The following is a 26,388-nucleotide window of genomic DNA, read 5'->3' as shown; positions in this document are numbered from 1 at the left end:
AGAGGGCGTAAAGCAGCGATCAGGCGAACAGGTTCAGATTCTCTTTTGCCCAAGCCTCAAAATCGGTGTAACCGCCGATGTGTTTCTGATCGACAAAAATCTGCGGTACGGTCTCTACCGGTTTACCCACGGTTTTTTCCAGATCCGCTTTGGTAATGCCTTCAGCATGAATATCAATATAGCGATAGTTAAAATCATCGCGCTCAGTGCTCAGTTTTTCTGCTAACTCTTTCGCACGCACGCAATACGGGCACCCTGGGCGACCAAAAATAACGGTAAACATTGTTTTTTCCTCGAACTCATAGCCTTGTGACGAATGGCGGCTATGATGCCGTTAAACGACGCGTCTGAAAAGCAGGTTGCGCCTGTTGCTTTGATACCTATAGGCTATATCTGTTAAACACGATAAACCTGAACGCGTTACACTGAGCATCCGTTATCCGGGAGGCCCTTATGCGCTCGATTGGCGCTTTACCCAAAAGCGTGTTGATTCTGGAAATTCTCGGTATGGTTTTGCTGGCAGCGGCGTTGCTGTCGCTCAATCAGTACCTCACATTACCCGCGCCGATGAACAGCCCGCTGGCGGTAACGGTGATGATATTTCTCGGTATCCTGCTTATGCTTCCCGCTGCGGTGGCGCTGATGTGGCGGATCGCGCAGCTTATTGCGCCGCAACTGATGACGCGCTCACCCGATTCTTCTTCCCGTTCAGCAAGAGAAAAACCGCATGACTCCAACCATTGATTTAATCCGTGGTCACCGTTCTATTCGTCATTTCACCGATGAGCCGATTTCCGATGCGCAGCGTGAGTCGATTATTGCTGCCGCGCGGGGAACCTCAAGCTCCAGTTTTTTACAGTGCAGTTCCATTATCCGCATTACCGATAAAGCCATGCGCGAAGCGCTGGTGCCCCTGACGGGCGGGCAAAAGCACGTTGCGCAGGCCGCGGAATTCTGGGTTTTCTGCGCTGATTTTAATCGTCACTTACAGATTTGCCCGGACGCGCAGCTCGGGCTGGCGGAACAACTGCTGCTGGGCACGGTCGATACGGCGATGATGGGGCAAAATGCGCTGACCGCTGCCGAATCCCTGGGGCTGGGCGGCGTCTACATCGGCGGTATCCGCAATCATATTGAAGCGGTTACGGAACAGCTGAAATTACCGAAATATGTCCTGCCGCTGTTTGGGCTGTGCCTCGGCTGGCCTGCGGATAACCCTGGCGTTAAGCCGCGCCTGCCCGCAGAACTGGTGGTGCATGAAAATCACTATCAGCCTGTGGATGCCGCGCTGCTGGCGCAATATGATGAGCAGATCGCGGAGTATTACCTGACCCGCGACAGCAATACGCGCCGCGATACCTGGAGCGATCATATCCGTCGTACCATCATCAAAGAGAATCGCCCGTTTATTCTGGACTATTTGCATAAACAGGGTTGGGCGACGCGCTAACACCCGGTGTATGATACGCAGGCTTTTACCAGGTCTTTTAGAGAGGTGCAGGGTGAAAATTGCCATATTGTCCCGGGACGGAACGCTCTATTCTTGTAAACGCCTGCGCGAAGCGGCGATGAAGCGCGGCCATCTGGTCGAAATACTCGATCCGCTTTCCTGCTATATGAACATCAGCCCGGCGGCCTCTTCTATTCACTATAAAGGCCGCCAGTTGCCGCATTTTGATGCCGTCATCCCCCGTATTGGCTCCGCCATCACGTTTTACGGTACAGCGGCGCTGCGTCAGTTCGAAATGCTGGGTAGCTATCCGCTGAACGAATCCGTGGCGATTACCCGCGCGCGCGATAAACTGCGTTCGCTACAGTTACTGGCCCGGCAGGGAATTGACTTGCCCGTTACTGGCATTGCGCATTCGCCGGATGACACCAGCGATCTGATCGACATGGTCGGCGGCGCGCCGCTGGTGGTAAAACTGGTGGAAGGTACGCAGGGCATTGGCGTGGTGCTGGCGGAAACCCGGCAAGCCGCAGAGAGCGTGATTGATGCGTTTCGTGGCCTCAATGCGCACATTCTGGTGCAGGAGTACATCAAAGAGGCCAGAGGGCGTGACATCCGTTGTCTGGTCGTGGGCGACGAAGTGGTGGCGGCCATTGAGCGGCGGGCAAAAGAGGGCGATTTTCGCTCCAACCTTCATCGCGGCGGTATGGCGAGTATCGCCAGTATCACGCCGCGTGAACGAGAGATCGCGATAAAAGCGGCGCAGACGATGGGGCTGGATGTCGCTGGCGTCGATATTCTGCGCGCGGAGCGTGGGCCGCTGGTCATGGAAGTGAACGCCTCTCCGGGTCTGGAAGGGGTAGAAAAAACGACGGGTGTGGATATCGCCGGGCGAATGATCCAGTGGATCGAGCGTCACGCCACCCCCGAATTTTGCCTTAAAACGGGCGGTTAATCGCAATATCGTTCCCGATCGTGGTATGACGCGGTCTTTTTGCGTAAGCTGTGCCGGTAATTTTTTATCGTAAGAGGTAGCACATTATTATGACATCACTGGTCGTTCCTACTCTGGATACGTTGCGTCAATGGCTCGACGACCTGGGCATGAGTTTTTTTGAATGTGATACCTGTCAGGCGCTGCATTTGCCCCATATGCAAAATTTTGACGGCATTTACGATGCGAAAATCGACCTGGTGGATAACACGGTGCTGTTTTCCGCAATGGCGGAGGTAAGACCCTCTGCGCTGCTGCCGCTGGCTGCCGATCTGTCGGCAATTAACGCCAGCTCGTTAACGGTGAAAGCGTTCCTGGATATGCAGGATGATAATCTGCCAAAACTGGTGGTTTGCCAGTCTTTATCCGTTATGCGGGGCGTGACGTATGAACAGTTCGAGTGGTTTGTTCGTCAGAGCGAAGAGCAGATTTCTATGGTGATTCTGGAAGCCGGAGCGCATCAGCTGCTGTTCAGCGCAGAAGAAGACGCGCAAAAAAGTAGCGCTGAAAATCATTTTCTTCACTGAAATCTGCGCACATGCAACCTGAAGAATGACGCGTATAACGCAGTCGCTGCCAGAGCGGCTGCTGTTTGCATTTTTTTATTCTGCCTTTAACCTTTCTTTAAAGAATAATTCACCTCCTTTCCGCCTGTTTCGCTTTATCACATAGACAAAACCTGCATAAAAAATTGATAAAAGGCGTTTTTTAATCTGAGCTATAGCCTCGAACCCTGGCTAAAGTTATTCTTGCGAAGCTTTTACACGTCATCCTTCAGACAACCTCCTGAATGATTTTGTGTATTTATGGCGAGCAATGACGGCAGGGAGAGAGCCCTCTCTTCTGTAACTGTGTCGAGTGACAAAATATGCACGTTTCTTGCATATCTTAGAATGCAACTTTTTTGGTTCGTTTGTTAACGAACTTTCAGAAGGAAAGAGATTATGACCGCCTTAAATAAAAAATGGCTATCGGGTCTGGTTGCGGGTGCTCTGATGGCCGTCTCTGCCAGCACGCTCGCCGCTGAACAAAAAACACTGCATATCTATAACTGGTCTGATTATATCGCCCCGGATACGGTCGCGAACTTTGAAAAAGAGACCGGTATCAAAGTGGTCTATGACGTCTTCGACTCCAACGAGGTACTGGAAGGGAAACTCATGGCCGGGAGCACCGGTTTTGACCTGGTTGTCCCGTCGGCCAGTTTTCTGGAACGCCAGCTCACTGCGGGCGTATTCCAGCCGCTGGATAAAAGCAAACTACCTGGCTGGAAAAACCTCGATCCAGAGCTGCTGACGCTGGTAGCGAAGCACGATCCTGACAACAAATATGCGATGCCGTATATGTGGGCGACTACCGGTATCGGTTATAACATCGATAAAGTCAAAGCGGTGCTGGGGGCTGACGCACCGGTCGATAGCTGGGATCTGGTGCTGAAACCTGAAAATCTGGAAAAACTTAAAAGCTGCGGCGTCTCCTTCCTTGATGCGCCTGAAGAGGTGTTCGCGACCGTGCTGAACTACCTGGGGAAAGATCCCAACAGCACCAAAGCGGATGACTACACGGGGCCTGCGACCGATCTGCTGCTGAAGCTGCGCCCGAATATTCGTTATTTCCACTCGTCTCAATACATAAACGATCTGGCGAACGGCGATACCTGCGTGGCGATTGGCTGGGCAGGGGACGTATGGCAGGCGGCTAACCGCGCGAAAGAAGCGAAAAACGGCGTGAATATCTCCTTCTCCATTCCGAAAGAGGGGGCGATGGCGTTCTTTGATGTGTTCGCGATGCCTGCTGATGCGAAAAACAAAGAAGAGGCTTATCAGTTCCTCAACTATCTGCTGCGCCCGGACGTGATCGCCCACATTTCCGACCATGTGTTCTACGCCAACGCCAACAAAGAAGCGACGGCGCTGGTCAGCGCTGAAGTGCGTGACAACCCGGGCATTTATCCGCCTGCGGATGTGCGAGCGAAAATGTTCACGCTGAAAGTGCAGGAACCGAAGATCGACCGTGTGCGTACGCGTGCCTGGACGAAGGTGAAAAGCGGTAAATAAGCCGCTGTATCAGAACGTTGCCCGGTGAGGTTTACCGGGCAATGCGCACTTTTATGGTGCGTTTGCACTGATTTTTGTTTATGCCGGAGAGCACCCCGTGAACGACGCGACCCCCCGCCCACAGGCGAAAACCCGTAAAGCGCTGACGCCGCTTCTTGAAATCCGCAACCTGACAAAATCATTTGATGGTCAACACGCCGTGGATGATGTCAGCCTCACCATCTATAAAGGCGAAATATTTGCGCTGCTTGGCGCATCGGGCTGCGGGAAATCCACGCTGCTGCGTATGCTGGCCGGATTTGAACAACCCTCTGCCGGGCAAATCATGCTCGATGGCGTCGATCTGGCGCATGTCCCGCCTTATCTGCGCCCTATCAATATGATGTTTCAGTCCTATGCGCTGTTCCCCCATATGACGGTGGAGCAAAACATTGCGTTTGGGCTGAAGCAGGACAAGCTGTCGAAGGCGGAAATCACCGCGCGCGTGAACGAAATGCTGGGGCTGGTGCATATGCAGGAGTTCGCTAAACGTAAGCCTCATCAGCTTTCCGGCGGCCAGCGTCAGCGTGTGGCGCTGGCGCGTAGCCTGGCGAAACGCCCGAAGCTGTTGCTGCTCGACGAGCCGATGGGCGCGCTGGATAAAAAGCTGCGCGACCGGATGCAGCTGGAAGTCGTCGATATTCTTGAGCGCGTTGGCGCGACCTGCGTGATGGTGACGCACGATCAGGAAGAGGCGATGACGATGGCCGGGCGAATTGCGATCATGAACCGTGGGAAATTCGTGCAGATTGGCGAGCCGGAAGAGATTTATGAACATCCGACCACCCGCTACAGCGCGGAATTTATCGGTTCTGTGAATGTCTTTGAAGGCTTGCTGAAGGAACGTCAGGATGATGGGCTGGTCATTGATTCGCCGGGGCTGGTGCATCCTCTGAAGGTGGATGCGGATGCGTCCGTTGTCGATAACGTTCCGGTGTATGTTGCGCTGCGCCCGGAAAAAATCATGCTGTGCGACGCGCCGCCAGAAGACGGCTACAACTTTGCCGTGGGTGAAGTGGTGCATATCGCCTACCTCGGCGATTTGTCGATTTACCATGTGCGGTTGAAAAGCGGCCAGATGTTGAGCGCTCAGTTACAGAACGCGCATCGCTATCGCAAAGGGTTGCCGACCTGGGGCGATGAAGTGCGTTTATGTTGGGATGCGGACAGTTGTGTGGTGTTGACGGTTTAAGGAGCGAAAATGAGTACACTTGAACCTCCGGCTCGCGATAAAAAGCCCGGCGGCCTGACGCTGTGGCTGGCGCGGATGCAAATGAAGCATGGGCGTAAGCTGGTCATCGCGGTGCCGTACCTTTGGCTGATCCTGCTTTTTCTGCTGCCGTTTCTGATTGTGTTTAAAATCAGCCTGGCGGAGATGGCGCGGGCGATCCCGCCCTATACCGATCTGGTGGCGTGGGCCGACGGGCAGCTATCCCTGACCCTCAATCTGGGAAACTTCCTGCAACTGACGGACGATCCGCTCTATTTTGACGCTTATTTGCAGTCTTTGCAGGTGGCGGGCGTTTCGACTCTTTGCTGTTTGCTGCTGGGGTATCCGCTGGCCTGGGCGGTGGCGCACAGCAGGCCGTCGACGCGTAATATTCTGCTGTTGCTGGTGATCCTGCCGTCCTGGACCTCGTTTTTGATCCGCGTTTACGCCTGGATGGGGATTCTGAAAAATAACGGCGTGCTGAACAACTTCCTGATGTGGCTGGGGGTTATCGATCATCCCCTGACGATTTTGCATACCAATCTGGCGGTGTATATCGGTATTGTCTACGCCTATCTGCCGTTTATGGTGCTGCCGATTTATATCGCGCTGACGCGCATTGACTATTCGCTGGTGGAGGCCTCGCTGGATCTGGGCGCGCGTCCGCTGAAAACCTTCTTTAGCGTCATTGTGCCGTTAACGAAAGGGGGCATTATCGCCGGATCGATGCTGGTGTTTATTCCGGCGGTGGGGGAATTTGTGATCCCGGAACTGCTCGGCGGGCCAGACAGCATTATGATCGGCCGCGTACTGTGGCAGGAGTTCTTCAACAACCGCGACTGGCCGGTGGCCTCTGCGGTGGCTATCATCATGTTATTACTGCTGATTGTACCGATTATCTGGTTCCATAAGCATCAGCAAAAAAGCGAGGGGGAACTCGGATGAATACTTTACCGGTGGTTCGTTCGCCCTGGCGAATTGTTATTCTGGTGCTCGGATTTACCTTCCTGTATGCGCCGATGCTGATGCTGGTCATCTATTCGTTTAACAGCTCTAAGCTGGTGACCGTCTGGGCGGGATGGTCTACGCGCTGGTATGGCGAGCTGTTCCGGGATAGCGCGATGATAAGCGCCGTCGGCCTGAGCCTCACGATTGCCGCTTGCGCCGCGACAATGGCGGCTATTCTGGGGACGATTGCCGCCGTGGTAATGGTGCGTTTTGGCCGTTTTCGTGGAGCGAATGGCTTTGCGTTTATGATCACCGCGCCGCTGGTTATGCCGGATGTGATTACCGGACTGTCGTTGTTGCTGCTGTTTGTGGCCCTGGCTCATGCTATCGGCTGGCCCGCAGATCGCGGAATGCTGACAATCTGGCTGGCGCACGTTACCTTCTGTACGGCCTATGTGGCGGTGGTTATTTCATCGCGTCTGCGCGAACTGGATCGCTCGATTGAAGAGGCGGCGATGGATCTTGGCGCGACGCCGTTAAAAGTGTTCTTTGTGATTACGCTGCCGATGATCATGCCTGCGGTGATCTCTGGATGGCTGCTGGCTTTCACGCTGTCGCTGGACGATCTGGTGATCGCCAGTTTTGTCTCTGGCCCGGGGGCGACGACATTGCCGATGCTGGTCTTCTCCAGCGTGCGTATGGGGGTTAACCCGGAGATTAACGCGCTGGCGACCCTTATCCTCGGCGTGGTAGGCATTGTCGGTTTTATCGCCTGGTATCTGATGGCGCGCGCAGAAAAGCAGCGAATGCGTGATATCCAACGTGCAAGACGCGGCTGAAGAAACTAAAATCTGCCAACCTGGCAACACGTTACCGTGGGCAAACGCGGTAACGTTTTCATGGAAGACGATTCGTTGGGATTTTTTAAGAAATCATCCTCATCACATGCCCGTTTAAATGTACCCACGCTGGTGCAGGTGGCGGCGCTCGCGATTATTTTGATCCGCTGCCTCGATTTGCTGATGATTTTTAACACGCTCGGCATGCGGGGAATGGGAGAATTTATTCATCGCAGCGTGCAAACCTGGAATCTGACGCTGGTGTTTTTAGGCAGCCTGGCGCTGGTCTTTACTGAAATATATTGCGCGTTTTCGCTGGTGAAAGGGCGCAACTGGGCACGCTGGGTGTACCTGCTCACGCAGGTTATTGCCACAGGCTATCTGTGGGCGGCGTCGCTGGGCTATGGCTACCCGGAACTGTTCAGTATTGCCGGGGAGTCGAAACGCGAAATTTTGCACACGCTGGTGATGCAGAAATTGCCGGACATGCTGGTTCTGATGCTGCTCTTTATCCCTGCGGGCAGCAGGCGGTTCTTCCGTTTGCAATAACGTGTATAATCCTCGCCCCTGGTAATATGAAGGTCTTTGTATGCAGTGCGCACTCTACGACGCCGGTCGCTGTCGATCCTGTCAGTGGATAGTCCAGCCGATCCGCGATCAACTCTCCGCCAAAACCGCCGATCTGAAGGGGCTGCTTGCCGATTTTTCGGTTGAACAGTGGTGTGCGCCGGTCAGCGGCCTGGAACAGGCCTTTCGTAATAAAGCCAAAATGGTGGTCAGCGGCAGCGTGGAAAAGCCGCTGTTAGGCATGTTGCATCGCGATGGCACCCCGGAGGATTTGAGTGACTGTCCGCTCTATCCCGACACGTTTGCTCCCGTTTTTGCCACGCTGAAGCCGTTCATCGCCCGTGCCGGGTTAACGCCTTACAACGTGGCGCGCAAACGCGGCGAGCTGAAATACATCCTGCTGACGGAAAGCCAGTTAGATGGCGGCATGATGCTGCGGTTCGTGCTGCGCTCAGAAACCAAACTGGCGCAGCTGCGCGCGGCGCTGCCGTGGCTACAGGCGCAGTTACCGCAGCTGAAGGTTATTACCGCGAATATTCAACCGGTACACATGGCGATTATGGAAGGGGAGACGGAGATCTTCCTGACGGAGCAGCAGGCGCTGGCAGAACGTTTTAACGATGTGCCGCTGTGGATCCGTCCGCAGAGCTTTTTCCAGACCAACCCGGTCGTTGCGAGCCGTCTGTATGCGACGGCGCGTGACTGGGTGCGTCAGCTGCCTGTTCATCACATGTGGGATCTGTTTTGCGGCGTCGGGGGATTTGGTTTGCACTGCGCCACCCCGGAAATGACGTTGACGGGCATTGAGATCGCACCAGAGGCAATCGCCTGCGCGAAGCAATCCGCCGCAGAGCTGGGGCTGACGAATCTTCATTTTCAGGCGCTGGACTCCACCCGATTCGCCACCGCGCAAGGAGAGGTGCCGGAACTGGTGCTGGTGAACCCGCCGCGTCGCGGCATTGGAAAAGCCCTGTGCGACTATCTTAGCCAGATGGCGCCGGAATACATCATCTACTCCAGCTGCAACGCGCAGACGATGGCAAAGGACATTGCCAACTTGCCGGGCTACCGTATTGAGCGTGTTCAACTTTTCGATATGTTCCCGCATACCGCGCATTATGAAGTGTTAACGCTGTTGACCAAAGCACGCTGACCGGTAGGCCGGGTAAAGCGAAGTCGCCGCCTGGCGCAACGGCCGCACAAAGTTCAACAAAATGTGAACTCTTCCCCCCTGTGAAATCGGGTAAGCTTAAGTCATTGGCATTGAGAGAATGAAGGCTTACCCATGAAGCAGATCCTGCTGGTGGAAGATGACCACGACATCGCGGCGCTCCTGCGCCTCAATCTAGAAGACGAAGGCTACGCCATTACTCACCAACCGGATGGGGGTAAGGCGTTACAGTGCCTTGAAACCCAGCCCTGGGATGCCGTGATCCTCGACCTGATGCTCCCCAACGTTGACGGTCTGGAAATTTGTCGTCGCATCCGTCAGATGACCCGCTACCTGCCGGTGATTATCATCAGCGCCCGCAGCAGCGAAACGGATCGCATTACCGGGCTGGAAACCGGGGCAGATGATTACCTGGCAAAACCCTTCTCGGTGCAGGAGCTGATCGCGCGCATCAAAGCGCTGTTTCGCCGTCAGCAGGCTATGGGGCAGGCACAGACTGCCGGGCATATTCAGGCTCATGGCCTGACGCTTGATCCGCTGGCGCGTACGGTGCGCCTGCACGGTCAGGACGTGGATCTCACGCCGCGTGAATTTGAGCTGCTGTACTTCTTTGCCCGTCATCCCGGCGAAGTCTTTTCGCGTCTGGCGCTGCTGGAACAGGTCTGGGGCTATCAGCACGAAGGGTATGAGCACACCGTCAACACCCACATTAATCGCCTGCGTATCAAGATTGAAAAAGATGCCGCTGAACCGGAGATTATTCGTACCGTCTGGGGCAAAGGTTATAAATTTGCGGAGCTGAACCATGATGCGGCGCTTTAGCCTGAGCCAGCGGCTGACGCTGCTGTTCATTCTGCTGCTGATGCTCTGCGCCACCGTTGCCTGCGCGGTGCAACTCTACAGCAGCATGCAGTACGGCAACGCGATGGTGCAGCGGCTGTCCGGCGGGCTGGCGCAACAGATTGTGCAGCGTGAACCCATTCTGGATGCGCAGGGCAGAGTTGATCGCAGCGTGCTGAAGCCGCTGTTTGACCGCCTGATGACCTTTAACCCGAGCGTTGAGCTGTATGTCATCTCCTCTGACGGCGAACTGCTGGCCGATGCCGCACCGCCGGGCCATATCCAGCGGCAAAAGATCGATATTAGTCCATTGCAAACGTTTCTCAGCGGCGCAGCGATGCCCGTTTATGGCGACGATCCGCGTAGTCAGAGTCAGAAGGTTTTCAGCGTTACCCCTTTACGTCAGGATGGTGAGCTTAAAGGCTATTTGTACATCATCCTGCAAGGCGAAGAGTCAAATGCGCTGGCAGAAATGGCCTGGCATAAAGCATTCTGGAGTACGGTGTTGTGGTCCCTGCTATGGGTGGCGCTGTTCGGCCTGCTGGCGGGGTTACTGATCTGGTACTGGGTGACGCGCCCGGTAAAACGCCTGACGATGGACGTTGCCGGGCTGGAGCAGGACAGCATTACCGCCATCAAACAGCTGGCGGCACAGCAGCCGGAAACCACGGTGAATGATGAAGTTGCGGTGCTGCGCAATACTTTTATCGAGCTGGCGTGCAAAATCTCCGGTCAGTGGGATCAACTGGCCGACAGCGACCGGCAGCGCCGGGAGTTTATCGCCAATATATCGCATGACTTACGCACGCCGCTGACGTCATTGCTGGGCTACCTGGAAACGCTATCGCTTAAATCCGCTACGCTGACGCCGCAGGAAACGCAGCAATATCTCGCTACTGCGCTGCGTCAGGGGCACAAGGTGCGGCACCTGTCGCAGCAGCTTTTCGAGCTGGCGCGGCTTGAGCATGGCAGCATTAAACCGCAACTGGAGCGCTTTGCTATTGGTGAGCTAATTCAAGATGTAGCGCAAAAATTCGATTTGACGATAGAGACCCGGCAGTTGCATTTGCAGGTCGATATGCCGCATTCCCTGCCGCTTATCAATGCTGACGTCTCGATGATAGAGCGGGTAGTGACGAATCTGCTGGATAACGCCGTGCGCCATTCGCCGCAGGGGAGCACTATCCGGTTGAAGGTATGGCAGGAGGAGGCGCAGCTACAGGTAGAGGTCAGCGACAGCGGGCCAGGTATCGACGAAGCGTTGCGTGAACAACTGTTCCAGCGACCATCGGTGCTGGGGCATCAGGCGTCGCGGGAAGATCGCGGAGGGTTAGGGCTGCTGATTGTAAGACGGATGCTGGAACTGCACGGCGGTGGGATCAGGCTGATGGATTCGGTGAGTGGCGCGCGCTTTAGGTTCTTTGTGCCCTTATAGAATTGCCGGATGGCGCTGCGCCATCCGGCAAGGAAGATTACTGCGGGAACCACTGATCGCTGATTTTCTGATAAGTGCCGTCAGCTTTGATTGCCGCCAGCGCGGTGTTTAGTTTTTCCAGCAGCGCTTTATTATCCGGGCGCACAGCGATGCCAAGGCCGGTGCCGAAGTATTGCGGATCGGTCACTTTTTCTGTTGCCGCGCCCAGTTGCGGATTGGTTTTCAGCCACTCATTCACCACGGCGGTATCGCCGAATACGCCATCAATACGGCCATTTTTCAGGTCGATAATCGCATTCTGGTAGCTGTCATAAGCCACGGTTTTCACTTCAGGATGCTTATCTTGCAGGTATTTCTGGTGCGTGGTGCCGTTTTCCATGCCGATACGTTTCCCTTTCAGGTCGGCAAAGGTTTTATAGCTGTCTTTTTTCGCAATCACCAGCGCAGAGTTGGCATAGTAAGGGCTGGTGAACGTCACCTGTTTGCTACGCTCAGGGGTAATATCCATACCAGAGATAACCGCGTCATATTTTTTGAATTTCAGCGCCGGGATCAGGCTGTCAAACGCATGGTTGGTAAAAGTACAGTCGGCCTGCATTTGTTTGCATAACGCAGTCGCCAGATCGATATCGAAACCGACGATTTTATTGCTCGCATCCAGTGATTCGAACGGCGGGTAAGTGGCGGAAACGCCGAAATTGATTTTATCGGCAGCTGAGGCGCCAGCGGCGAAAGTAGCGAGTAATGCGGCCAGAACTAACTTTTTCATGGTGGAACTCCCGTCTGTCAATCTTATGATTATTCACCGTGTCTGCGGCATGGGTTTACAATGCCATTTAATGAATTTATATGCAATAAAAATGATTAAGTATTTTTGTTGTTATAAAAAAAGACGGACAGCTTAGTGGCTTGTCCGTCTTTATGATTTCGTTTTATGCATTTATGTCGATGATTTTGTAGGCTGGATAAGGCGCTTGCGCCATTGCCTGATGGCGACGCTGACGCATCTTATCAGGCCTACATATGATGTTCTTAATTCCTGCGCTCAAACGCCAGCGCTTTACGCTCGATGAGGCGCATCAGCAAGGTTAGCAAACCGTTGACGATCAGATAAATCACGCCAGCCGCGCCAAATACCATCACATCGTAGGTACGACCGTACAGCAGCTGGCCGTGGCCCATCACTTCCATCAGCGTAATGGTGTACGCCAGAGACGTACTCTTGAAGACCAGCACCACCTCATTGGAGTAAGAGGAGAGGGCGCGTTTAAACGCGTACGGCAGCAGGATCGCCAGGGTATCTTTTTTGCTCATCCCCAGCGCGCCGCAGGACTGCCACTGGCCTTCCGGGATCGCGCGAATCGCGCCATAGAACAGCTGCGTGGTATAGGCCGCGCTGTTGAGCGACAGGGCAAGTAAGGCGCATAGCCACGGCTCGGACAGCAGATGCCAGAGTACCGGGTAATCCTGTAACGACGGGAATTGCCCCGGGCCGTAGTAGATCAGGAAGATTTGCACCAGCAGCGGCGTACCGGTAAACAGCGTAATGTAGCCGCGAACCAGCCATACCAGCACCGGCGTTTTCAGCGTCAGAATGATGGTGAAAATCAGCGCCAGGATCAGCGCGACGATGATAGACGCAACCGTCAGCGTCAGGCTGGTGTGCAGCCCTTTCATCAGTTCAGGTAAATACTCAAACATCAGCCTGGTCTCCGCTCAAAACGTGTCGCGCGCAGGTCAATGCGTTTGAGAATGTACTGACTCACCAGCGTAATCACCAGATAGATAGCCGCAGCCACAATGTACCAGGTGAACGGCTCCTGAGTGCGCGTGGCGATGCTTTTTGTTTGCAGCATCAGATCGTTCACGCTGATAAGGCTAACCAGCGCGGTATCTTTCAGCAATACCAGCCACTGGTTGCCCAGCCCTGGCAGCGCATGACGCCACATTTGCGGCATCACTAGGCGGAAAAAAATCGCGGTTTTCGATAAGCCCAACGCCTGACCGGATTCCCACTGTCCAGACGGAACCGCTTTCAGCGCGCCGCGCAGCGTTTGCGACGCGTATGCCGCATACAGCAGCGACAGCGCGATGACACCGCACAGGAACGGACTGACGTCGAAGTCTTCAATCTGCATCTGCAACGGGATTTGCACAAACCCCAGGTTGATGGTGAAGCCATCAGACAGCATCAACAGAAGCTGAGAGGAACCGAAATAGATAAACAGCACCACCAGAATTTCCGGCAGGCCGCGCAGAATCGTGACCAGTGCGGAACCTGTCCAGGCTATCGGGCGCCATTTTACGGACTCCCAGACGGCAAAAATCATAGCGAGGACGAGGCCGATGATCAGCGCACAAACGGCAAGGCCGACGGTCATCCCGGCGGCGCTTGCTAAAGGAAAAAATTCGTTCATCAAGTCTTACTTCTGGAACCATTTGTTGTAGATGGTTTCGTACGTGCCATCTTGCTTCACTTTTTCCAGCGCAGTGTTGAATTTCTGCTGTAGTTCCGTGTTGCCCTGGCGTACCGCGATGCCGAGGCCGGTGCCGAAGTAATCTTTGTCGGTCACTTTATCGCCAACCGGCGCCAGCTTCGGATTATCTTTCAGCCATTCAGTGACCACGGCGGTGTCGCCGAACACGCCGTCAATACGACCATTTTGCAGATCCAGCTTCGCGTTCTGGTAGCTGTCATAAGGCACGGTGGTGATTTCCGGGTGCTTATCCATGATGAACTTCTGGTGGGTAGTGCCATTCTGTACGCCCACTTTTTTGCCTTTCAGCTGGTCGATGCTGGTGTATTTACCCTGCTGACCGATGAACAGCGCGGAGTTGTCATAGTAAGGCGTGGTGAACAGAACCTGCTTTTCACGCTCAGGCGTGATGTCCATACCGGCCATTACCGCGTCGAAACGACGGAACTTCAGGCTTGGGATCAGGCTGTCAAACGCCTGGTTGGTAAAGGTGCAGGTCGCGTCAATCTCTTTACACAGCGCATTGGCCAGATCGACGTCAAAGCCGACGATTTTGTTACTGGCATCCATAGATTCGAACGGAGGGTAGGATGCTTCCGTGGCGAAACGGATGGTTTGAGCTGCTGTAGCGGAAAGGCTAAAGCCTGCAATTAGCGCGGCAATCAGAACTTTTTTCATTGTCATTGTCCCGAATCTTAGTGAGATAAATAGTTTTTAAATGCATCGGTCTGCGGGTTCGCAAAGCAGCTCGCATCCCCTTGCTCGACGATGTGACCGTTTTCCATATAGATCACCCGGCTGGCGGTTTTACGCGCCACTTCTACTTCGTGAGTGACGATCACCTGGGTAATTTTGGTTTCCGCCAGTTCACGAATAATACTGACGATTTGCGCGGTGATTTCCGGGTCCAGCGCGGCGGTTGGCTCGTCAAACAGCAGCACCTGCGGCTCCATCATTAACGCACGAGCGATAGCCACACGCTGTTGCTGACCGCCGGAAAGATGCAGAGGATAGCGATCGCTGTAAGGTTTCAGACGCAGACGTTCCAGCAGTTTCTCGGCACGCGCCAGCGCCTGGTCTTTTGACAGGCCCAGCACGCGGCAGGGCGCTTCAATCAAGTTTTGTTGTACCGTGAGATGCGGCCAGAGATTGTATTGCTGAAAAACCATGCCTACGTTCTGGCGCAATTCACGAATCGCCTTATCGGAAGGCGTTTTCGTGAAGTCGAAATGATTTCCTGCGATAGTGAGCGTGCCGGAGCGCGGCATCTCAAGCAGATTGAGTACACGCAGCAGCGAGCTTTTACCCGCTCCGCTTGGGCCAAGTAACACCAGCGTTTCGCCCTGAGGGCAATCCAGCGTGATATCGAACAGCGCCTGATGCGCGCCGTAGAAGCAATTAATGCCGTTTAATTGAATACTCATTGATTCTCGTATGCTGGCAGTCTGATAACTGTACACGTCATCCTTCATGCTGCCTCTTTGTTGGCTGCTGAGTGACTCGTTTCACCCTGAGACTCGCCCTTACGGACCGTTGCTCGCGACGTTCAAATCTGTTCCTGACAGATTTGTCACTCCAGTCACTTGCCGCCTCGACGCATCATGAATGATTTTGTGTATGTTGAGGCCGCAGATAGTACCTTTGACAGAATAGTTATGCAATATTTATGCGTTAAAAGTTAAATGCAAACCGCATTCTTCACTAAACATAGCACAAAATAGCGGGGGCGGTAGGCGGCAAGAATAATTGTCGGCATTCTATGCAGAATGCCAGACAATTTGTGGGGCTTATGATTTATCGACGTTTTGTCGGGTGATCAGCGGTTTTCGACGGACTGGCGCAGCGTACCGGCTGGCGCGTGGACGCTGCCGCCAAGATAACGCACATCATCAATAACCCAGCACTGACCTTCATGGATCATCAGCACTTCGTCGCGCCAGGTCTGGTCGCCTTGCTTCAGCTCCACGCGCAGCGGGATGTTGCGGGCGTCGCGATTAGGAATGGTGGACGCGCTGGCTACGCTGGCGCTATCCGGGAAGGTGGTGCGGCTGGAGAACGGGTCGCTGCTTATCAACTGGCGGTGTTCGCCATCACGGCTGGCGTCAGAGAGCAGTTTTGCCAGGTTGTCGCTTAAGTAAGGGCGAAGGGCGGTAATGTCGTTAGTACGGTTTTGAATGCGGTAGTCATAAAATTGTTGAGCCACGCTGTCCGGCCCGCCTTCTATGCACGACCCGCTGCGCGGGCCATTGTCTTTATAAGCAGGAGTGACGGTTGTGCAGGCACTGAGCAGCAGTGCGCAAGGGACGAGCAGAGAGAGTTTGCTGTAGCGCATAGTGATTTCCTTATAAGCGATCTGCCAAAAAGCGATCTACGATAATCAATTATATCTTTTCAATGATAGCGTATCGGTCTGATAATGCGTTTGAGATCGAGTGCTTAGGTAAACAAGGAGATCGGCTATGCAGTTTTCGACAACCCCGACGCTGGAAGGGCAGAACATCGTGGAATATTGCGGTGTGGTAACGGGTGAAGCCATTTTGGGCGCCAATATTTTCCGTGACTTCTTCGCGGGTATTCGCGATATCGTCGGCGGACGTTCGGGTTCCTATGAAAAAGAGTTGCGTAAAGCGCGTGAAATCGCTTTTCAGGAACTGGGCGAACAGGCGAAAGCGCTGGGTGCGGATGCGGTTGTGGGCATCGACATTGACTATGAGACCGTAGGCAAAGACAGCAGTATGCTGATGGTGAGCGTCAGCGGGACGGCGGTAAAAACGCGCCGATGAGACACCTGCTCTGGCTGGTCGCGTTCGCGCTTCTGTTAACCGGGTGCGCGGGCGAGAAAGGGATTATTGATAAAGACGGGTATCAGCTGGATACCCGTCATCAGGCACAGGCGGCGTACCCGCGCATCAAAATCCTGGTCATCCACTACACGGCAGATGACTTTGATACCTCTCTGGCGACGTTAACGGATAAAAACGTCAGCTCGCACTATTTAATTCCTGCTGTACCGCCGCTTCACCGTGGCAAGCCGCGTATCTGGCAACTGGTGCCAGAGCACGATCTGGCGTGGCACGCGGGCATCAGCTTCTGGCGCGGCGCAACGCGCATCAACGACACGTCCGTTGGTATCGAACTGGAAAATCGCGGCTGGCAAAAGTCGGCGGGAATGAAATACTTCGCCCCGTTTGAACCTGCGCAAATTCAGGCCCTGATCCCACTGGCGAAAGAGATCATTGCCCGCTACGACATTAAGCCGCAAAACGTGGTGGCGCATGCGGATATTGCCCCGCAGCGTAAAGACGATCCCGGCCCTCTGTTCCCCTGGCGCGATCTGGCGGCGCAGGGCATTGGCGCCTGGCCTGATGAACAGCGCGTGGCGTTTTATCTGGCGGGACGCGCGCCCAATACGCCAGTCGATCCCGCATCATTGCTCGACTTGCTTTCGCGTTATGGTTACGAGGTCAAACCGGAGATGACCGCGCGTGAACAGCAGCGGGTGATCATGGCGTTCCAGATGCATTTCCGCCCGGCGTTATGGAACGGGGTGGCGGATGCGCAAACGCAAGCGATTGCTAATGCGTTACTGGAAAAATATGGCCAGAATTAATGGCGCTGACGTCGTGATAAAAGTCAGTTAACTTGTTTATTTTCATCGAGATTCATTTTGGATAAAAATCAAATTAATCTATGGTTAATTGACTTTAAATTCCCCTCATCTATGATTGATTTTATCAGGAAGATATTTCTTATACGCTAAAAGTCGTGAAACTTAGCGCGCACAATCTTTTTTTTTGCTTAATTTTATTTTTAACCAGGTTGAATCAGTGAGTGACATTAAGCTGAGGTTATCGCTCGTCGCTTGTCATTAAATTTAAATCAATATTCTTCGAAAGGCATAATATGTTAAGCATTTACGGTAAGAAAATTCGTCCGCATCATGAAATGGAACGTATTATTTCTTTAACGTCAGGTTATAAAGAAAAAACCTTAAAAAAATGGCAGAAAATCACCACCAGTGACTCGGAATATATTCATATTATCGTGAGCGGAGACGTTGAATTTCGCCGTACCTCCGATGAGTTATGTATGTTTACCCTGCAAGGGCAGTGTATCTTTGGGCTGTCTGCCATATTTTATGGTTCTCTGCATATGTATGGGCTTGCTCGTACCAATACCGTCGTGCGCTCAATCAAAAAAGATGAGTTTATGCGCCTGTTGACTGAACACAGTTTATGGCCAGATCTCACCAGGGTGCTGTCATGGTATATTTGTCTGCTTAGCAAACGTGATGATGTTTTGGTTGCCCGTAGCGCTTACTCTGTTATTCGTGAATTTTTAATCGAAATTAATGAGCTGATTATTCACCATAACCGTGACATCAATGTATACGACTATATTCAGGAGTATACGAATTTTGCCCGCAGTACGATCATCAAAATTCTCTCTGACCTTAAAAAAGGAAACTATATCGTCATTGAGAAAAGCCGATTAATGTCGATGACGACCTTGCCAGAAAAATATTAATCACATTTCCCATTGTCTCCTCTTCAGCTAATGAAGCGGAGGCCGTTGGGGGGCGCATTAAGGCGTAATGATGTTTTCTTGCGTCATCAATCATCGGGCGGTTCCGGTATTTTTCCCTGCTGATAGTCCTCTTTTTGCTCCTGTAACGCTTGCAGGAAACGCGCTTTCAACGATGGCGTCTGTTCTTCCGCGCCGGGCAATGCCCGATCCGAGAGATCGCCTTCTGGCGCTTGCCGCCAGTCGCTGTCTTGACTTACCGGCGCTTCATCCTGCAATGGGGGTAACGCCTGGGGAGCAGGGGCCGGTTTGGGGGCTGGCTGCGGGAATGGCTTCGAAATATAAACATAGTGCATCTCAGAAAGCCGGGTATCCGGGTTTTCCACTTTTGTCGGTTTCGGCTCAGGCGTCGGATGCTGACAGTTCCAGTAAATATGGGCATACAGGCCGGCAATAATAAACGTGCAGAGGGTCAGCAGCCACATCATGGCGCGGAACAGCACTTTTTGGGGCGCCGGAAGGCGCCAGGCAAAATAGACCGCTTCTCCCGTCGTGAAACTGCGCTGTGCAGCAAGGCAAATGGTGGACATTATTTCGTGTTCCCTTGCGTTTTATGTTCCTGCTTCTGGCTTAGTGTTTGCGCCAGTACGCCCGGAACGCTGTTGGTTGCGCGCATTAACTGCATCAGCGTCTCTTCGCCGGCGATGCCGTCGACATGCAGTCCTGCCTTATCCTGAAATTCACGGGTGCGTTTTGCCAGTTCAGCCGTCCAGCTTCGCGAGTGGGTCAGCGGTTCATTCAACGTCTGGCTTAGCGTTTGATCCAGCCATGCCAGGTCTTTATCGCCGCTGGTCGCGCTAATCTCATCTTTCCCTTGCGGCGTTAAACGATGCAAAAGCGTGTAATTTCCGGTGGCGTGTTGATTAAACCAGTGTCTGCTTACCTGCCAGGTTCGGTTATTGATCAGAAGATCGAGCGACTGTTTATCAACGTGGGCCACGACGGCGTAATTCAGGTGATTACCCGTTTTGATCTCTCCTGCCCACGGATAACCTTCCTGTTCCAGCGCCTGTAAAGACGTATTCCCCTGACGACACATCAGGTTCACTCGCGCTGCGTTCTGGCATAGCGCATCGTTCGCGGAAGCATCATAACCCCACATAAGATAGAGCTGATGCATGGCGTCTGACTGATTCACCACCTCATTTTCAATGGTGGGCATAACAGGCGCAGTCGCCTCAGGCAGCATCTTTTTCCAGCTGGCCGGAACCGGCACTTGTTGCGGCAGGCGAGACGCGATCGCGCCGGAAAAGTACCAGCCGCAGCAGGCGAACAGGACGGAGGCAAACAGCCCTGCGGTTGCCAGGCGTTTACCGCGCGATGTGGGCGGCAGGAGTTCACCGGCAGCCAGGCGTAAATGGCGTGGGGAAACCTGTATCGCCCGCTCGGTCCATGCGGCAAGCAGCGCCAGATGCGCCAGTTTATTGAGTCCGGTCACGCGGCCTTTGGTCAGCGCATGCATTCTGCGCACCCGCGCGGGCGTCAGTGGCGAGGTATCGACGTTTTGTTCGTCCATCAGTGTCCCGACGTAGTCGAGATATTCACGGCAGGTCAGCGAACGTAGCGCAAGGCAGGTATGAACGCGGGGCTGTAAACCAGAATGATCCAGAAGACGGGACTTCTGATCGGGAGAGCCGGTCAGAAGAATCGTGAGCGGGAAGTTCAGCTCTTGCGCCCGCGTCAGCAACATACCCAGAACATCCCAACAATTATCTTTCATGGCTTGTGCCGTGGAGAGGATCAGCAGTTTGCCTTTTTTATTACGCGAAGGCGTTTCCTCATGCCATTGGCGCAAAATGGCATCAATGGCATAAATTTTGTTTTTACCCTCTTTAACGGCAGGGTTCAGTTTATAGAGCAGCGTACTGGCGCTCAGTTTGGGGAAGGCGTTAATGGCCAGCGCAGGTGTGCCGCCGTTACGCAGTTTTTCCACAAAGGCATTGTCTAATTCAGGTTCGTCAGAAAACAGACCGATGATGCCGGGCACGTTGGTTTTTTCCTGCAACAGGGAAAAGATGTCCTGATGATAATGAACGAAAAACTCCCCCGTTCGCCGGGTGAGTTTGCCAAACGGCTGAGCGGAAAATTTAAAATGATGCTGATACATGGTGTCTCGCTGTACTTTCTGGCTTCTGGAAACGTTGCGCTAAAAATAATTGAGCGGGTTTATTCGGGCAAATGCCGGACAGGAGAAAATTACTCTGATTATTTTCGATAACACCAGTAAGTGAAATCGTCAATGTTTTTCTGCAATAAAGTTGCCGGGAAAGCGAGTGGTCGACTTTCTTGCCGCTCATTACTATTTGCCGCACCGATTGGCGCAGCCGGTGCTGCGAAATTTAGCTTTATTAAAGGCATTTAAATAATGAGGATGCAGCTTTTCTCCCGATTGATTGCTCCCTGCGTGATGTTTGTTTTACTGATATTCAGCGGGCATCAAGGGTATGTCGTTTTTAAAAACTATAATAAGGTTACAAACAAGTTAAATAACAGAAAAATTAACGTGCGTAAAAATGACGAAAAAGAAAAGTCATTTGCGCTTTTTCAACCTGCCGTCTGGCAGCGAAATACGCCAGCAGCGGTTAAATCGCCGCTCTCTGCCGAGATTGAAGGCATTGTCAGCAGCGATGAAAAATGGCTATCGTTTGCCGTTATTAAAACGCCTGCGGGACAGCAAAGTTATCGCGAAGGCGAAAGCCTCGTGGGAGTGAGTGACGCCTGTATTGAGGAGATCAATAACGACAATGTGGTGGTTAATTATGAAGGTACTACGCAGGTACTGGCATTAAAGAAACCTGATTATTTCAGAGGCGGTGTTGAAAGCGGCCCGCTACAAAAACCGACAAACGATGCCGGTGCAGAGAGCCTGCATCTTAATGATGTCCTGGTGCTAAAACCGTTTATCGAAAAAGGTCGTCTGGAGGGGTACGAAATCAACCCGCGCAATGCTTCGTCTTTCTTTCAGAACAGTGGGCTGGAGAAGGGCGATGTGGTTGTGAAGGTGAACAGTACCGATATGACGAAAGAAGAACAGGCGAAAAGCATCATTGCTGGCTGGTCAAAAATGAAAGAAGCGGCGGTAGTCGTAAGACGTCACGCTCACCTGGAAAATATTCAGGTCAATGTTTTAAACAACTAACAAGTGAATTGCCATGAAGAAATTTCCGTGGGCGTGCGTGGCGCTGACAACTCTGGCGTTATATTCCAGTTCGCTCTTTGCGGCGAATTTTAGCGCCAGCTTTAAAAATACTGATATTCGTGAATTTATTGATACGGTTGGCCGTAATCTCAATAAAACGATTCTGGTCGATCCGTCGGTACAGGGAACCGTATCGGTTCGGACGTATAACGTCCTGACCGAAGATGAATACTATCAGTTTTTCCTCAGCGTGCTGGATTTGTACGGACTTTCTGTGATTCCGATGGATAACGGCATGGTGAAAGTGGTTCGTTCATCCGTTGCGAGAACCGCGGGAACGCCGATTGCCGACAGCAAAAATCCCGGTAAAGGGGATGAAATTATTACCCGCGTCGTGCGGATGGAAAATGTACCGGTACGCGAACTGGCACCGCTGTTGCGCCAGCTGAACGATGCGACCGGTATCGGCAACGTGGTGCACTTTGAGCCGTCAAACGTCCTGCTGCTCACCGGTAAAGCCTCGGTGGTGAACCGCCTGGTCGATCTGGTTCAGCGCGTCGATCGTTCCGGCGTACAGCGGCGCGAAATCGTTCCGCTACACTACGCCTCCGCGAAAGAACTTTCGGATATGTTGAATAACCTCAACAACGAAGAACAAAAAGGGCAGAACGCACCGCAACTGGCGACCAAAGTGGTGGCGGATGAGGAGACGAATAGCCTGGTCATTAGCGGCAGTGAAGAAGCGCGGGCGCGTACCCGCACGCTGATAGCGCAGCTTGATCGCGAGCAGAATAACGAGGGGAATACCCGCGTCTTCTACCTGAAATATGCTAATGCCGCCAAAGTGGTGCCGGTGTTAACGGGCATTGGGGAGCAGATGAAGGACAAGCCGGGCACGGCGAAAAGTAAATCGCCGGTTGCCGCGACCGATCTGAATATTACTGCCGACGAGTCGACAAACTCGCTGGTGATCACCGCGCAGCCGAACGTGATGAACTCGCTTGAGAAGGTGATCGACAAGCTGGACATTCGCCGTCCCCAGGTACTGGTGGAAGCCATTATCGCTGAAGTGCAGGATGGTGCCGGAACCGATCTCGGCGTGCAGTGGACGAGTAAACACGGCGGCGTACAGTTTGGCGCAACCGGTCTGCCGATCGGCCAGGTTAAGAACGGGACGATAAAAGGCGTGAATTTTACCGGTATGGCGACAGGTTTCTTTAACGGCGATTTCGGCGCGCTGATGACGGCGCTGTCGACCAACGGCAAAAACGACATTCTCTCCACGCCGAGCGTGGTGACGCTGGATAACAAAGAAGCGTCGTTTAACGTTGGTCAGGATGTGCCGGTGCTTTCTGGTTCGCAGACGACGACGGGCGACAACGTCTTTAACACCGTTGAGCGTAAGACGGTGGGGACGAAGTTGAAGATCCTGCCGCAGATTAATGACGGCGACATGATCCACATGAAGATCGAGCAGGAAGTTTCCAGTGTGGACGCCAGTTCGACGGAGGATTCGTCTTTAGGCCCCACCTTTAACACTCGCACGATCAATAACGAAGTGATGGTTCACAGCGGGCAGACGGTAGTGCTGGGAGGGCTTATCGAAAATGTCACCAAACAGAATGTGTCGAAAGTACCGCTGCTTGGCGATATTCCTCTGGTGGGGCAACTGTTCCGCTACACCTCGCAGGATACCACCAAACGAAACCTGATGGTCTTTATCCATACCACCGTTCTGCGCGATGACGACAACTACAGCGCCGCGTCGAAAGAGAAATACGACCAGGTGCGCGCGCGCCAGCAGCAGCGTATGGAGGAGAAAAAAATGGGCATCCTGGAGCCGGGCGATAACGCCATTCTGCCCGCGTTCCCGTCGCCCGTAAAAACCAGCACTGCTGCGCCAGCCACGGCGTCGCGCAATCCGTTTAAAGAGTAAGCCGGGGGTGTCGCGTGGATGAATTAAGCAAAAATTTGTGCAGCAGCAGCTTCGCAAAAGACAACGGTGTGCTGCTTTATCACAACGACGTATATATCCGTGAGGATGCGCCCGCGTTTGCCCTGCTGGAGATGCGTCGCGTGCTGGGGCGTGCCTTTACGCCGGTAACATTAACGCCAGAAGCGTTTGAAGAGATGCTGGCTAAAATCTGGCAGCAGAATAGCGGTGTTTCGCAGCAGCTGGTTGATGATATGGATGCCAATATCGATCTGATGGCGTTAACCGAGGAGATCCCCGATAACGAGGATTTGCTGGATAACGATGAAAACTCGCCGGTTATCCGTCTGATTAACGCCATTCTTGGCGAGGCGGTGAAGGATGGCGCGTCGGATATCCATATCGAAACCTTTGAGCGCACGCTGAGTATCCGTTTTCGCGTTGACGGCGTGCTGCGTCCTGTATTGCAGCCCGCGCGTAAGCTGGCGCCGCTGCTGGTATCGAGGATTAAGGTGATGTCTAAACTGGATATCGCCGAAAAACGCCTGCCGCAGGACGGTCGCATCTCCCTGCGCATTGGGCGTAAAGCGGTGGATGTGCGTGTCTCAACCATCCCGTCGCAGTATGGCGAGCGGGTGGTCATGCGTCTGCTGGATAAAAGCAACCTGAAACCGGATATCAATAAACTAGGGCTGATCGACGAAGAACTGGAACAGCTCAAAGGACTGATTGGCCGCCCGCACGGGATTATCCTGGTGACCGGGCCGACCGGGTCCGGTAAGAGCACGACGCTTTACGCCATCCTCTCGGCGCTAAACGGCCATGAACGCAATATTCTTACCGTTGAAGATCCGATCGAATATGAACTGGAAGGCGTGGGGCAGACGCAGGTTAACCCGCGAGTGGATATGACGTTCGCCCGAGGCCTGCGCGCGATCCTCCGTCAGGACCCGGATGTGGTGATGATCGGTGAAATTCGTGACGGCGAAACCGCGCAGATTGCGGTTCAGGCGTCGCTTACCGGCCATCTGGTCATGTCTACGCTGCATACCAACAGCGCGGCGGGAGCGATTACCCGGTTGCGCGATATGGGGCTGGAGTCGTTTTTAATTGGTTCATCGCTGCTTGGCGTCATTGCCCAGCGTCTGGTTCGTCGGCTGTGTCCTCACTGCCGCGCCGTCAGTTCGCTGGATGATAATGAAAAACCGCTGTTCAGCTTTATGGAGAGCCCCCCCGACGTGATTTATCGCGCCGTGGGGTGTGAACAGTGCCGCCAGAGCGGTTACCAGGGACGCGCCGGTATTCATGAGTTTCTGCTGGTGGACAGCGCGATGCGCCGCGCTATTCATGAAGATAAAGACGAAATGTCGATTGAAACTCAGCTGTTTAAGCAGGCCTACAGCCTGCGGGAAAATGGTTTGTTGAAGGTGATCTCCGGCGTCACCTCGCTGGAGGAAGTGATGCGTGTTACCGCCGAGCGCGGAGGTGACGAATAATGGCCTGGTTCGCATGGACGGCTACGGATGCCGCCGGGAAAACCCGGCGCGGCGCCTTGCAGGCTGAAGGCCCAAAGCAGGTGCGCCAGACGCTGCGCGAACAGAAGCTGATGCCGATCAGCATTACGCTCACCAGCGAGCGCGCCGCCGGAAAGGGGGCTCAGAAAGGCGCAAAACTTTCGACACCGGTGCTCTCAATGTTTACCCGCCAGCTGTCGACGTTGGTTAATGCCGCACTGCCGCTGGAGAGTGCGCTGAAGGCGATTTCTAAGCAGACGGAAGACAAAAAGCTGGCGGTGATGGTCGGTGAGATCCGCGATAAAGTGGTGGAAGGGCACACGCTTTTCGACGCTTTCAGCCAGTTTCCACGTACTTTCGACAAGCTCTATTGCACGCTGGTGATGGCAGGGGAAAAGACCGGGCATCTCGGCGGCGTGCTGGAAAAGCTGGCTGAATACAACGAACAGCGACAGAAAATGAAAAGCAAGCTGTCGCAGGCGATGGTCTATCCCATCACCCTGACGGTGGTGGCGATTGCGGTTATCTCCATTCTGCTGGTGGCGGTGGTGCCGCAGGTCATCGAACAGTTTGTGCATATGAAGCAGCAGTTGCCCGTCACCACCCGTACCCTGATTGCGGTCAGCGATTTTTTGCAGGCTTACGGAATGGTTATCGGCGGCGGCCTTGTCGGATCGTTTATCGCTTTTAACGCCTGGCTTAAAAAAGAGCGTCATCGTTTTGCATATCACCGCTGGCTGGTGAACCGTTCGCCGCTGAAAAAACTGGTCTGTGCAATAAACAGCGCCCGTTACATCCGCACCCTGAGCATTTTACAAGCCAGTAGCGTGCCGTTGCTGGAAGGTATGTATATCGCGATGGACGGTATTGAGAATCTGTATGCGCGTCAGGTGCTGGAACAGGCGGCGGATACCGTGCGTCAGGGCGCGTCATTATATAACGCACTGGAGCAGGCCAGATTATTTCCGCCAACCATGCTTTATATGATTGCTTCTGGCGAAGAGAGTGGCGAACTCGGTTCATTAATGGATCGCGCCGCCGAAAACCAGGAGTCGGCATTACAACATCGCATTACATTAACGCTGTCGGTATTTGAACCGGCGCTGGTGGTGACGATGGCGACGGTCGTTTTATTTATCGTACTGTCAATATTACAACCGCTTCTTCAGCTCAATAATATGGTGGGTTAAT

The 26,388-nt window shown here is 53.5% G+C and carries 28 protein-coding genes; 19 read left to right on the top strand and 9 right to left on the bottom strand.

The genetic code is table 11. From position 1 onward, the window contains the following. Window positions 1-19: 19 nt before the first annotated feature. Window positions 20-283, bottom strand: coding sequence for a GrxA family glutaredoxin (locus tag OGW17_RS13970; RefSeq protein ID WP_024130497.1), 264 nt, complete (start codon window positions 281-283; stop codon window positions 20-22). A gap of 170 nt (window positions 284-453) precedes the next feature. Between OGW17_RS13970 and OGW17_RS13965 the strand changes: the two genes are divergently transcribed. The 12 genes from OGW17_RS13965 (at window position 454) to OGW17_RS13910 (ending at window position 11,550) form a co-directional block, all read left to right on the top strand. Then, window positions 454-744 (top strand): YbjC family protein, encoded by a 291-nt coding sequence (locus tag OGW17_RS13965; RefSeq protein WP_049009778.1) that lies wholly within the window; start codon window positions 454-456, stop codon window positions 742-744. Beyond that, on the top strand, window positions 728-1,450 hold the full coding sequence (nfsA, locus tag OGW17_RS13960; protein WP_071259591.1) for a nitroreductase NfsA: 723 nt from the start codon (window positions 728-730) through the stop codon (window positions 1,448-1,450). Before OGW17_RS13965 ends, nfsA begins: the two co-directional genes overlap by 17 nt. Window positions 1,451-1,502: 52 nt before the next feature. Continuing rightward, complete coding sequence (gene rimK / locus OGW17_RS13955) at window positions 1,503-2,405, top strand: 30S ribosomal protein S6--L-glutamate ligase (protein ID WP_024130496.1); 903 nt, start codon at window positions 1,503-1,505, stop codon at window positions 2,403-2,405. Window positions 2,406-2,494: 89 nt separating this feature from the next. After that, window positions 2,495-2,971, top strand: coding sequence for a YbjN domain-containing protein (locus tag OGW17_RS13950; protein WP_047457888.1), 477 nt, complete (start codon window positions 2,495-2,497; stop codon window positions 2,969-2,971). A 417-nt stretch (window positions 2,972-3,388) separates the two neighbouring features. Continuing rightward, window positions 3,389-4,501, top strand: coding sequence for a spermidine/putrescine ABC transporter substrate-binding protein PotF (potF, locus tag OGW17_RS13945; RefSeq protein WP_071259588.1), 1,113 nt, complete (start codon window positions 3,389-3,391; stop codon window positions 4,499-4,501). A 97-nt stretch (window positions 4,502-4,598) separates the two neighbouring features. Further along, complete coding sequence (gene potG / locus OGW17_RS13940; RefSeq protein ID WP_012133102.1) at window positions 4,599-5,732, top strand: putrescine ABC transporter ATP-binding subunit PotG; 1,134 nt, start codon at window positions 4,599-4,601, stop codon at window positions 5,730-5,732. A gap of 9 nt (window positions 5,733-5,741) precedes the next feature. Then, the gene (gene potH, locus OGW17_RS13935) at window positions 5,742-6,695 is read left to right on the top strand and encodes a putrescine ABC transporter permease PotH (protein ID WP_047457887.1); all 954 of its coding nucleotides are present in this window, start codon (window positions 5,742-5,744) and stop codon (window positions 6,693-6,695) included. Beyond that, window positions 6,692-7,537 carry a putrescine ABC transporter permease PotI gene (potI, locus tag OGW17_RS13930; RefSeq protein ID WP_012133100.1) on the top strand — a complete coding sequence of 282 codons (846 nt, stop codon included), beginning with the start codon at window positions 6,692-6,694 and terminating at the stop codon, window positions 7,535-7,537. Before potH ends, potI begins: the two co-directional genes overlap by 4 nt. Before the next feature lie 60 nt (window positions 7,538-7,597). Beyond that, entirely contained in the window at window positions 7,598-8,086 is a 489-nt protein-coding gene (locus OGW17_RS13925; RefSeq protein ID WP_071260108.1) for a YbjO family protein, read from the top strand. Window positions 8,087-8,126: 40 nt separating this feature from the next. Further along, on the top strand, window positions 8,127-9,257 hold the full coding sequence (gene rlmC / locus OGW17_RS13920) for a 23S rRNA (uracil(747)-C(5))-methyltransferase RlmC (RefSeq protein ID WP_071259585.1): 1,131 nt from the start codon (window positions 8,127-8,129) through the stop codon (window positions 9,255-9,257). A gap of 132 nt (window positions 9,258-9,389) precedes the next feature. Further along, the gene (locus OGW17_RS13915) at window positions 9,390-10,097 is read left to right on the top strand and encodes a response regulator transcription factor (protein ID WP_047457883.1); all 708 of its coding nucleotides are present in this window, start codon (window positions 9,390-9,392) and stop codon (window positions 10,095-10,097) included. Further along, on the top strand, window positions 10,081-11,550 hold the full coding sequence (locus OGW17_RS13910; protein WP_071259582.1) for a sensor histidine kinase: 1,470 nt from the start codon (window positions 10,081-10,083) through the stop codon (window positions 11,548-11,550). Before OGW17_RS13915 ends, OGW17_RS13910 begins: the two co-directional genes overlap by 17 nt. Window positions 11,551-11,587: 37 nt before the next feature. Here the strand turns inward: OGW17_RS13910 and artJ are convergent, their stop codons facing one another. The 6 genes from artJ to OGW17_RS13880 form a co-directional block, all read right to left on the bottom strand. Next, on the bottom strand, window positions 11,588-12,319 hold the full coding sequence (gene artJ / locus OGW17_RS13905; RefSeq protein ID WP_012133094.1) for an arginine ABC transporter substrate-binding protein ArtJ: 732 nt from the start codon (window positions 12,317-12,319) through the stop codon (window positions 11,588-11,590). 263 nt (window positions 12,320-12,582) lie between these two features. Next, window positions 12,583-13,251 (bottom strand): arginine ABC transporter permease ArtM, encoded by a 669-nt coding sequence (gene artM, locus OGW17_RS13900; protein ID WP_012133092.1) that lies wholly within the window; start codon window positions 13,249-13,251, stop codon window positions 12,583-12,585. After that, the gene (gene artQ / locus OGW17_RS13895; RefSeq protein WP_049009773.1) at window positions 13,251-13,967 is read right to left on the bottom strand and encodes an arginine ABC transporter permease ArtQ; all 717 of its coding nucleotides are present in this window, start codon (window positions 13,965-13,967) and stop codon (window positions 13,251-13,253) included. The genes artM and artQ overlap by 1 nt, the downstream gene beginning before the upstream one ends. 6 nt (window positions 13,968-13,973) lie before the next feature. Next, on the bottom strand, window positions 13,974-14,705 hold the full coding sequence (gene artI / locus OGW17_RS13890) for an arginine ABC transporter substrate-binding protein ArtI (protein ID WP_024130494.1): 732 nt from the start codon (window positions 14,703-14,705) through the stop codon (window positions 13,974-13,976). Between the two features lie 17 nt (window positions 14,706-14,722). After that, a complete protein-coding gene (artP, locus tag OGW17_RS13885; RefSeq protein ID WP_024130493.1) occupies window positions 14,723-15,451 on the bottom strand; it encodes an arginine ABC transporter ATP-binding protein ArtP in 729 nt (242 codons plus the stop codon). 392 nt (window positions 15,452-15,843) lie between these two features. Next, window positions 15,844-16,359, bottom strand: a complete 516-nt coding sequence (locus tag OGW17_RS13880; RefSeq protein ID WP_071259579.1) for a lipoprotein — start codon at window positions 16,357-16,359, stop codon at window positions 15,844-15,846. 127 nt (window positions 16,360-16,486) lie between these two features. On the opposite strand from OGW17_RS13880, the gene OGW17_RS13875 reads away from it, so the two are divergent. The 3 genes from OGW17_RS13875 (at window position 16,487) to OGW17_RS13865 (ending at window position 18,554) form a co-directional block, all read left to right on the top strand. Then, window positions 16,487-16,810, top strand: coding sequence for a heavy metal-binding domain-containing protein (locus OGW17_RS13875; RefSeq protein WP_012133087.1), 324 nt, complete (start codon window positions 16,487-16,489; stop codon window positions 16,808-16,810). Next, complete coding sequence (locus tag OGW17_RS13870) at window positions 16,807-17,637, top strand: N-acetylmuramoyl-L-alanine amidase (RefSeq protein WP_071259576.1); 831 nt, start codon at window positions 16,807-16,809, stop codon at window positions 17,635-17,637. The genes OGW17_RS13875 and OGW17_RS13870 overlap by 4 nt, the downstream gene beginning before the upstream one ends. Before the next feature lie 293 nt (window positions 17,638-17,930). After that, the gene (locus OGW17_RS13865; RefSeq protein ID WP_012133085.1) at window positions 17,931-18,554 is read left to right on the top strand and encodes a helix-turn-helix domain-containing protein; all 624 of its coding nucleotides are present in this window, start codon (window positions 17,931-17,933) and stop codon (window positions 18,552-18,554) included. 86 nt (window positions 18,555-18,640) lie between these two features. Here OGW17_RS13865 and OGW17_RS13860 read toward each other — a convergent pair whose 3' ends face one another. Next, window positions 18,641-19,141, bottom strand: a complete 501-nt coding sequence (locus tag OGW17_RS13860; protein ID WP_071259573.1) for a type II secretion system protein GspB, cryptic system variant — start codon at window positions 19,139-19,141, stop codon at window positions 18,641-18,643. Next, complete coding sequence (locus OGW17_RS13855) at window positions 19,141-20,718, bottom strand: ExeA family protein (RefSeq protein ID WP_071259571.1); 1,578 nt, start codon at window positions 20,716-20,718, stop codon at window positions 19,141-19,143. The genes OGW17_RS13860 and OGW17_RS13855 overlap by 1 nt, the downstream gene beginning before the upstream one ends. Before the next feature lie 300 nt (window positions 20,719-21,018). On the opposite strand from OGW17_RS13855, the gene gspC reads away from it, so the two are divergent. Genes gspC through gspF form a run of 4 tightly spaced genes read left to right on the top strand, consistent with a single transcriptional unit; the run spans window position 21,019 to window position 26,387 of the window. Beyond that, window positions 21,019-21,750, top strand: coding sequence for a type II secretion system protein GspC (gene gspC / locus OGW17_RS13850; protein ID WP_024130492.1), 732 nt, complete (start codon window positions 21,019-21,021; stop codon window positions 21,748-21,750). 13 nt (window positions 21,751-21,763) lie between these two features. Continuing rightward, window positions 21,764-23,686 (top strand): type II secretion system secretin GspD, encoded by a 1,923-nt coding sequence (gspD, locus tag OGW17_RS13845; RefSeq protein ID WP_071259568.1) that lies wholly within the window; start codon window positions 21,764-21,766, stop codon window positions 23,684-23,686. Between the two features lie 14 nt (window positions 23,687-23,700). After that, entirely contained in the window at window positions 23,701-25,179 is a 1,479-nt protein-coding gene (gene gspE / locus OGW17_RS13840) for a type II secretion system ATPase GspE (RefSeq protein WP_071259565.1), read from the top strand. Continuing rightward, on the top strand, window positions 25,179-26,387 hold the full coding sequence (gene gspF, locus OGW17_RS13835; protein WP_071259562.1) for a type II secretion system inner membrane protein GspF: 1,209 nt from the start codon (window positions 25,179-25,181) through the stop codon (window positions 26,385-26,387). The genes gspE and gspF overlap by 1 nt, the downstream gene beginning before the upstream one ends. The last annotated feature ends 1 nt before the right edge of the window (window position 26,388 follow it).

This window comes from Citrobacter sp. CK181, from assembly GCF_030333595.1.
In the GTDB taxonomy this organism is placed as follows: domain Bacteria; phylum Pseudomonadota; class Gammaproteobacteria; order Enterobacterales; family Enterobacteriaceae; genus Citrobacter_B; species Citrobacter_B koseri.
This window is presented reverse-complemented; position numbering and strand designations above follow the sequence as displayed.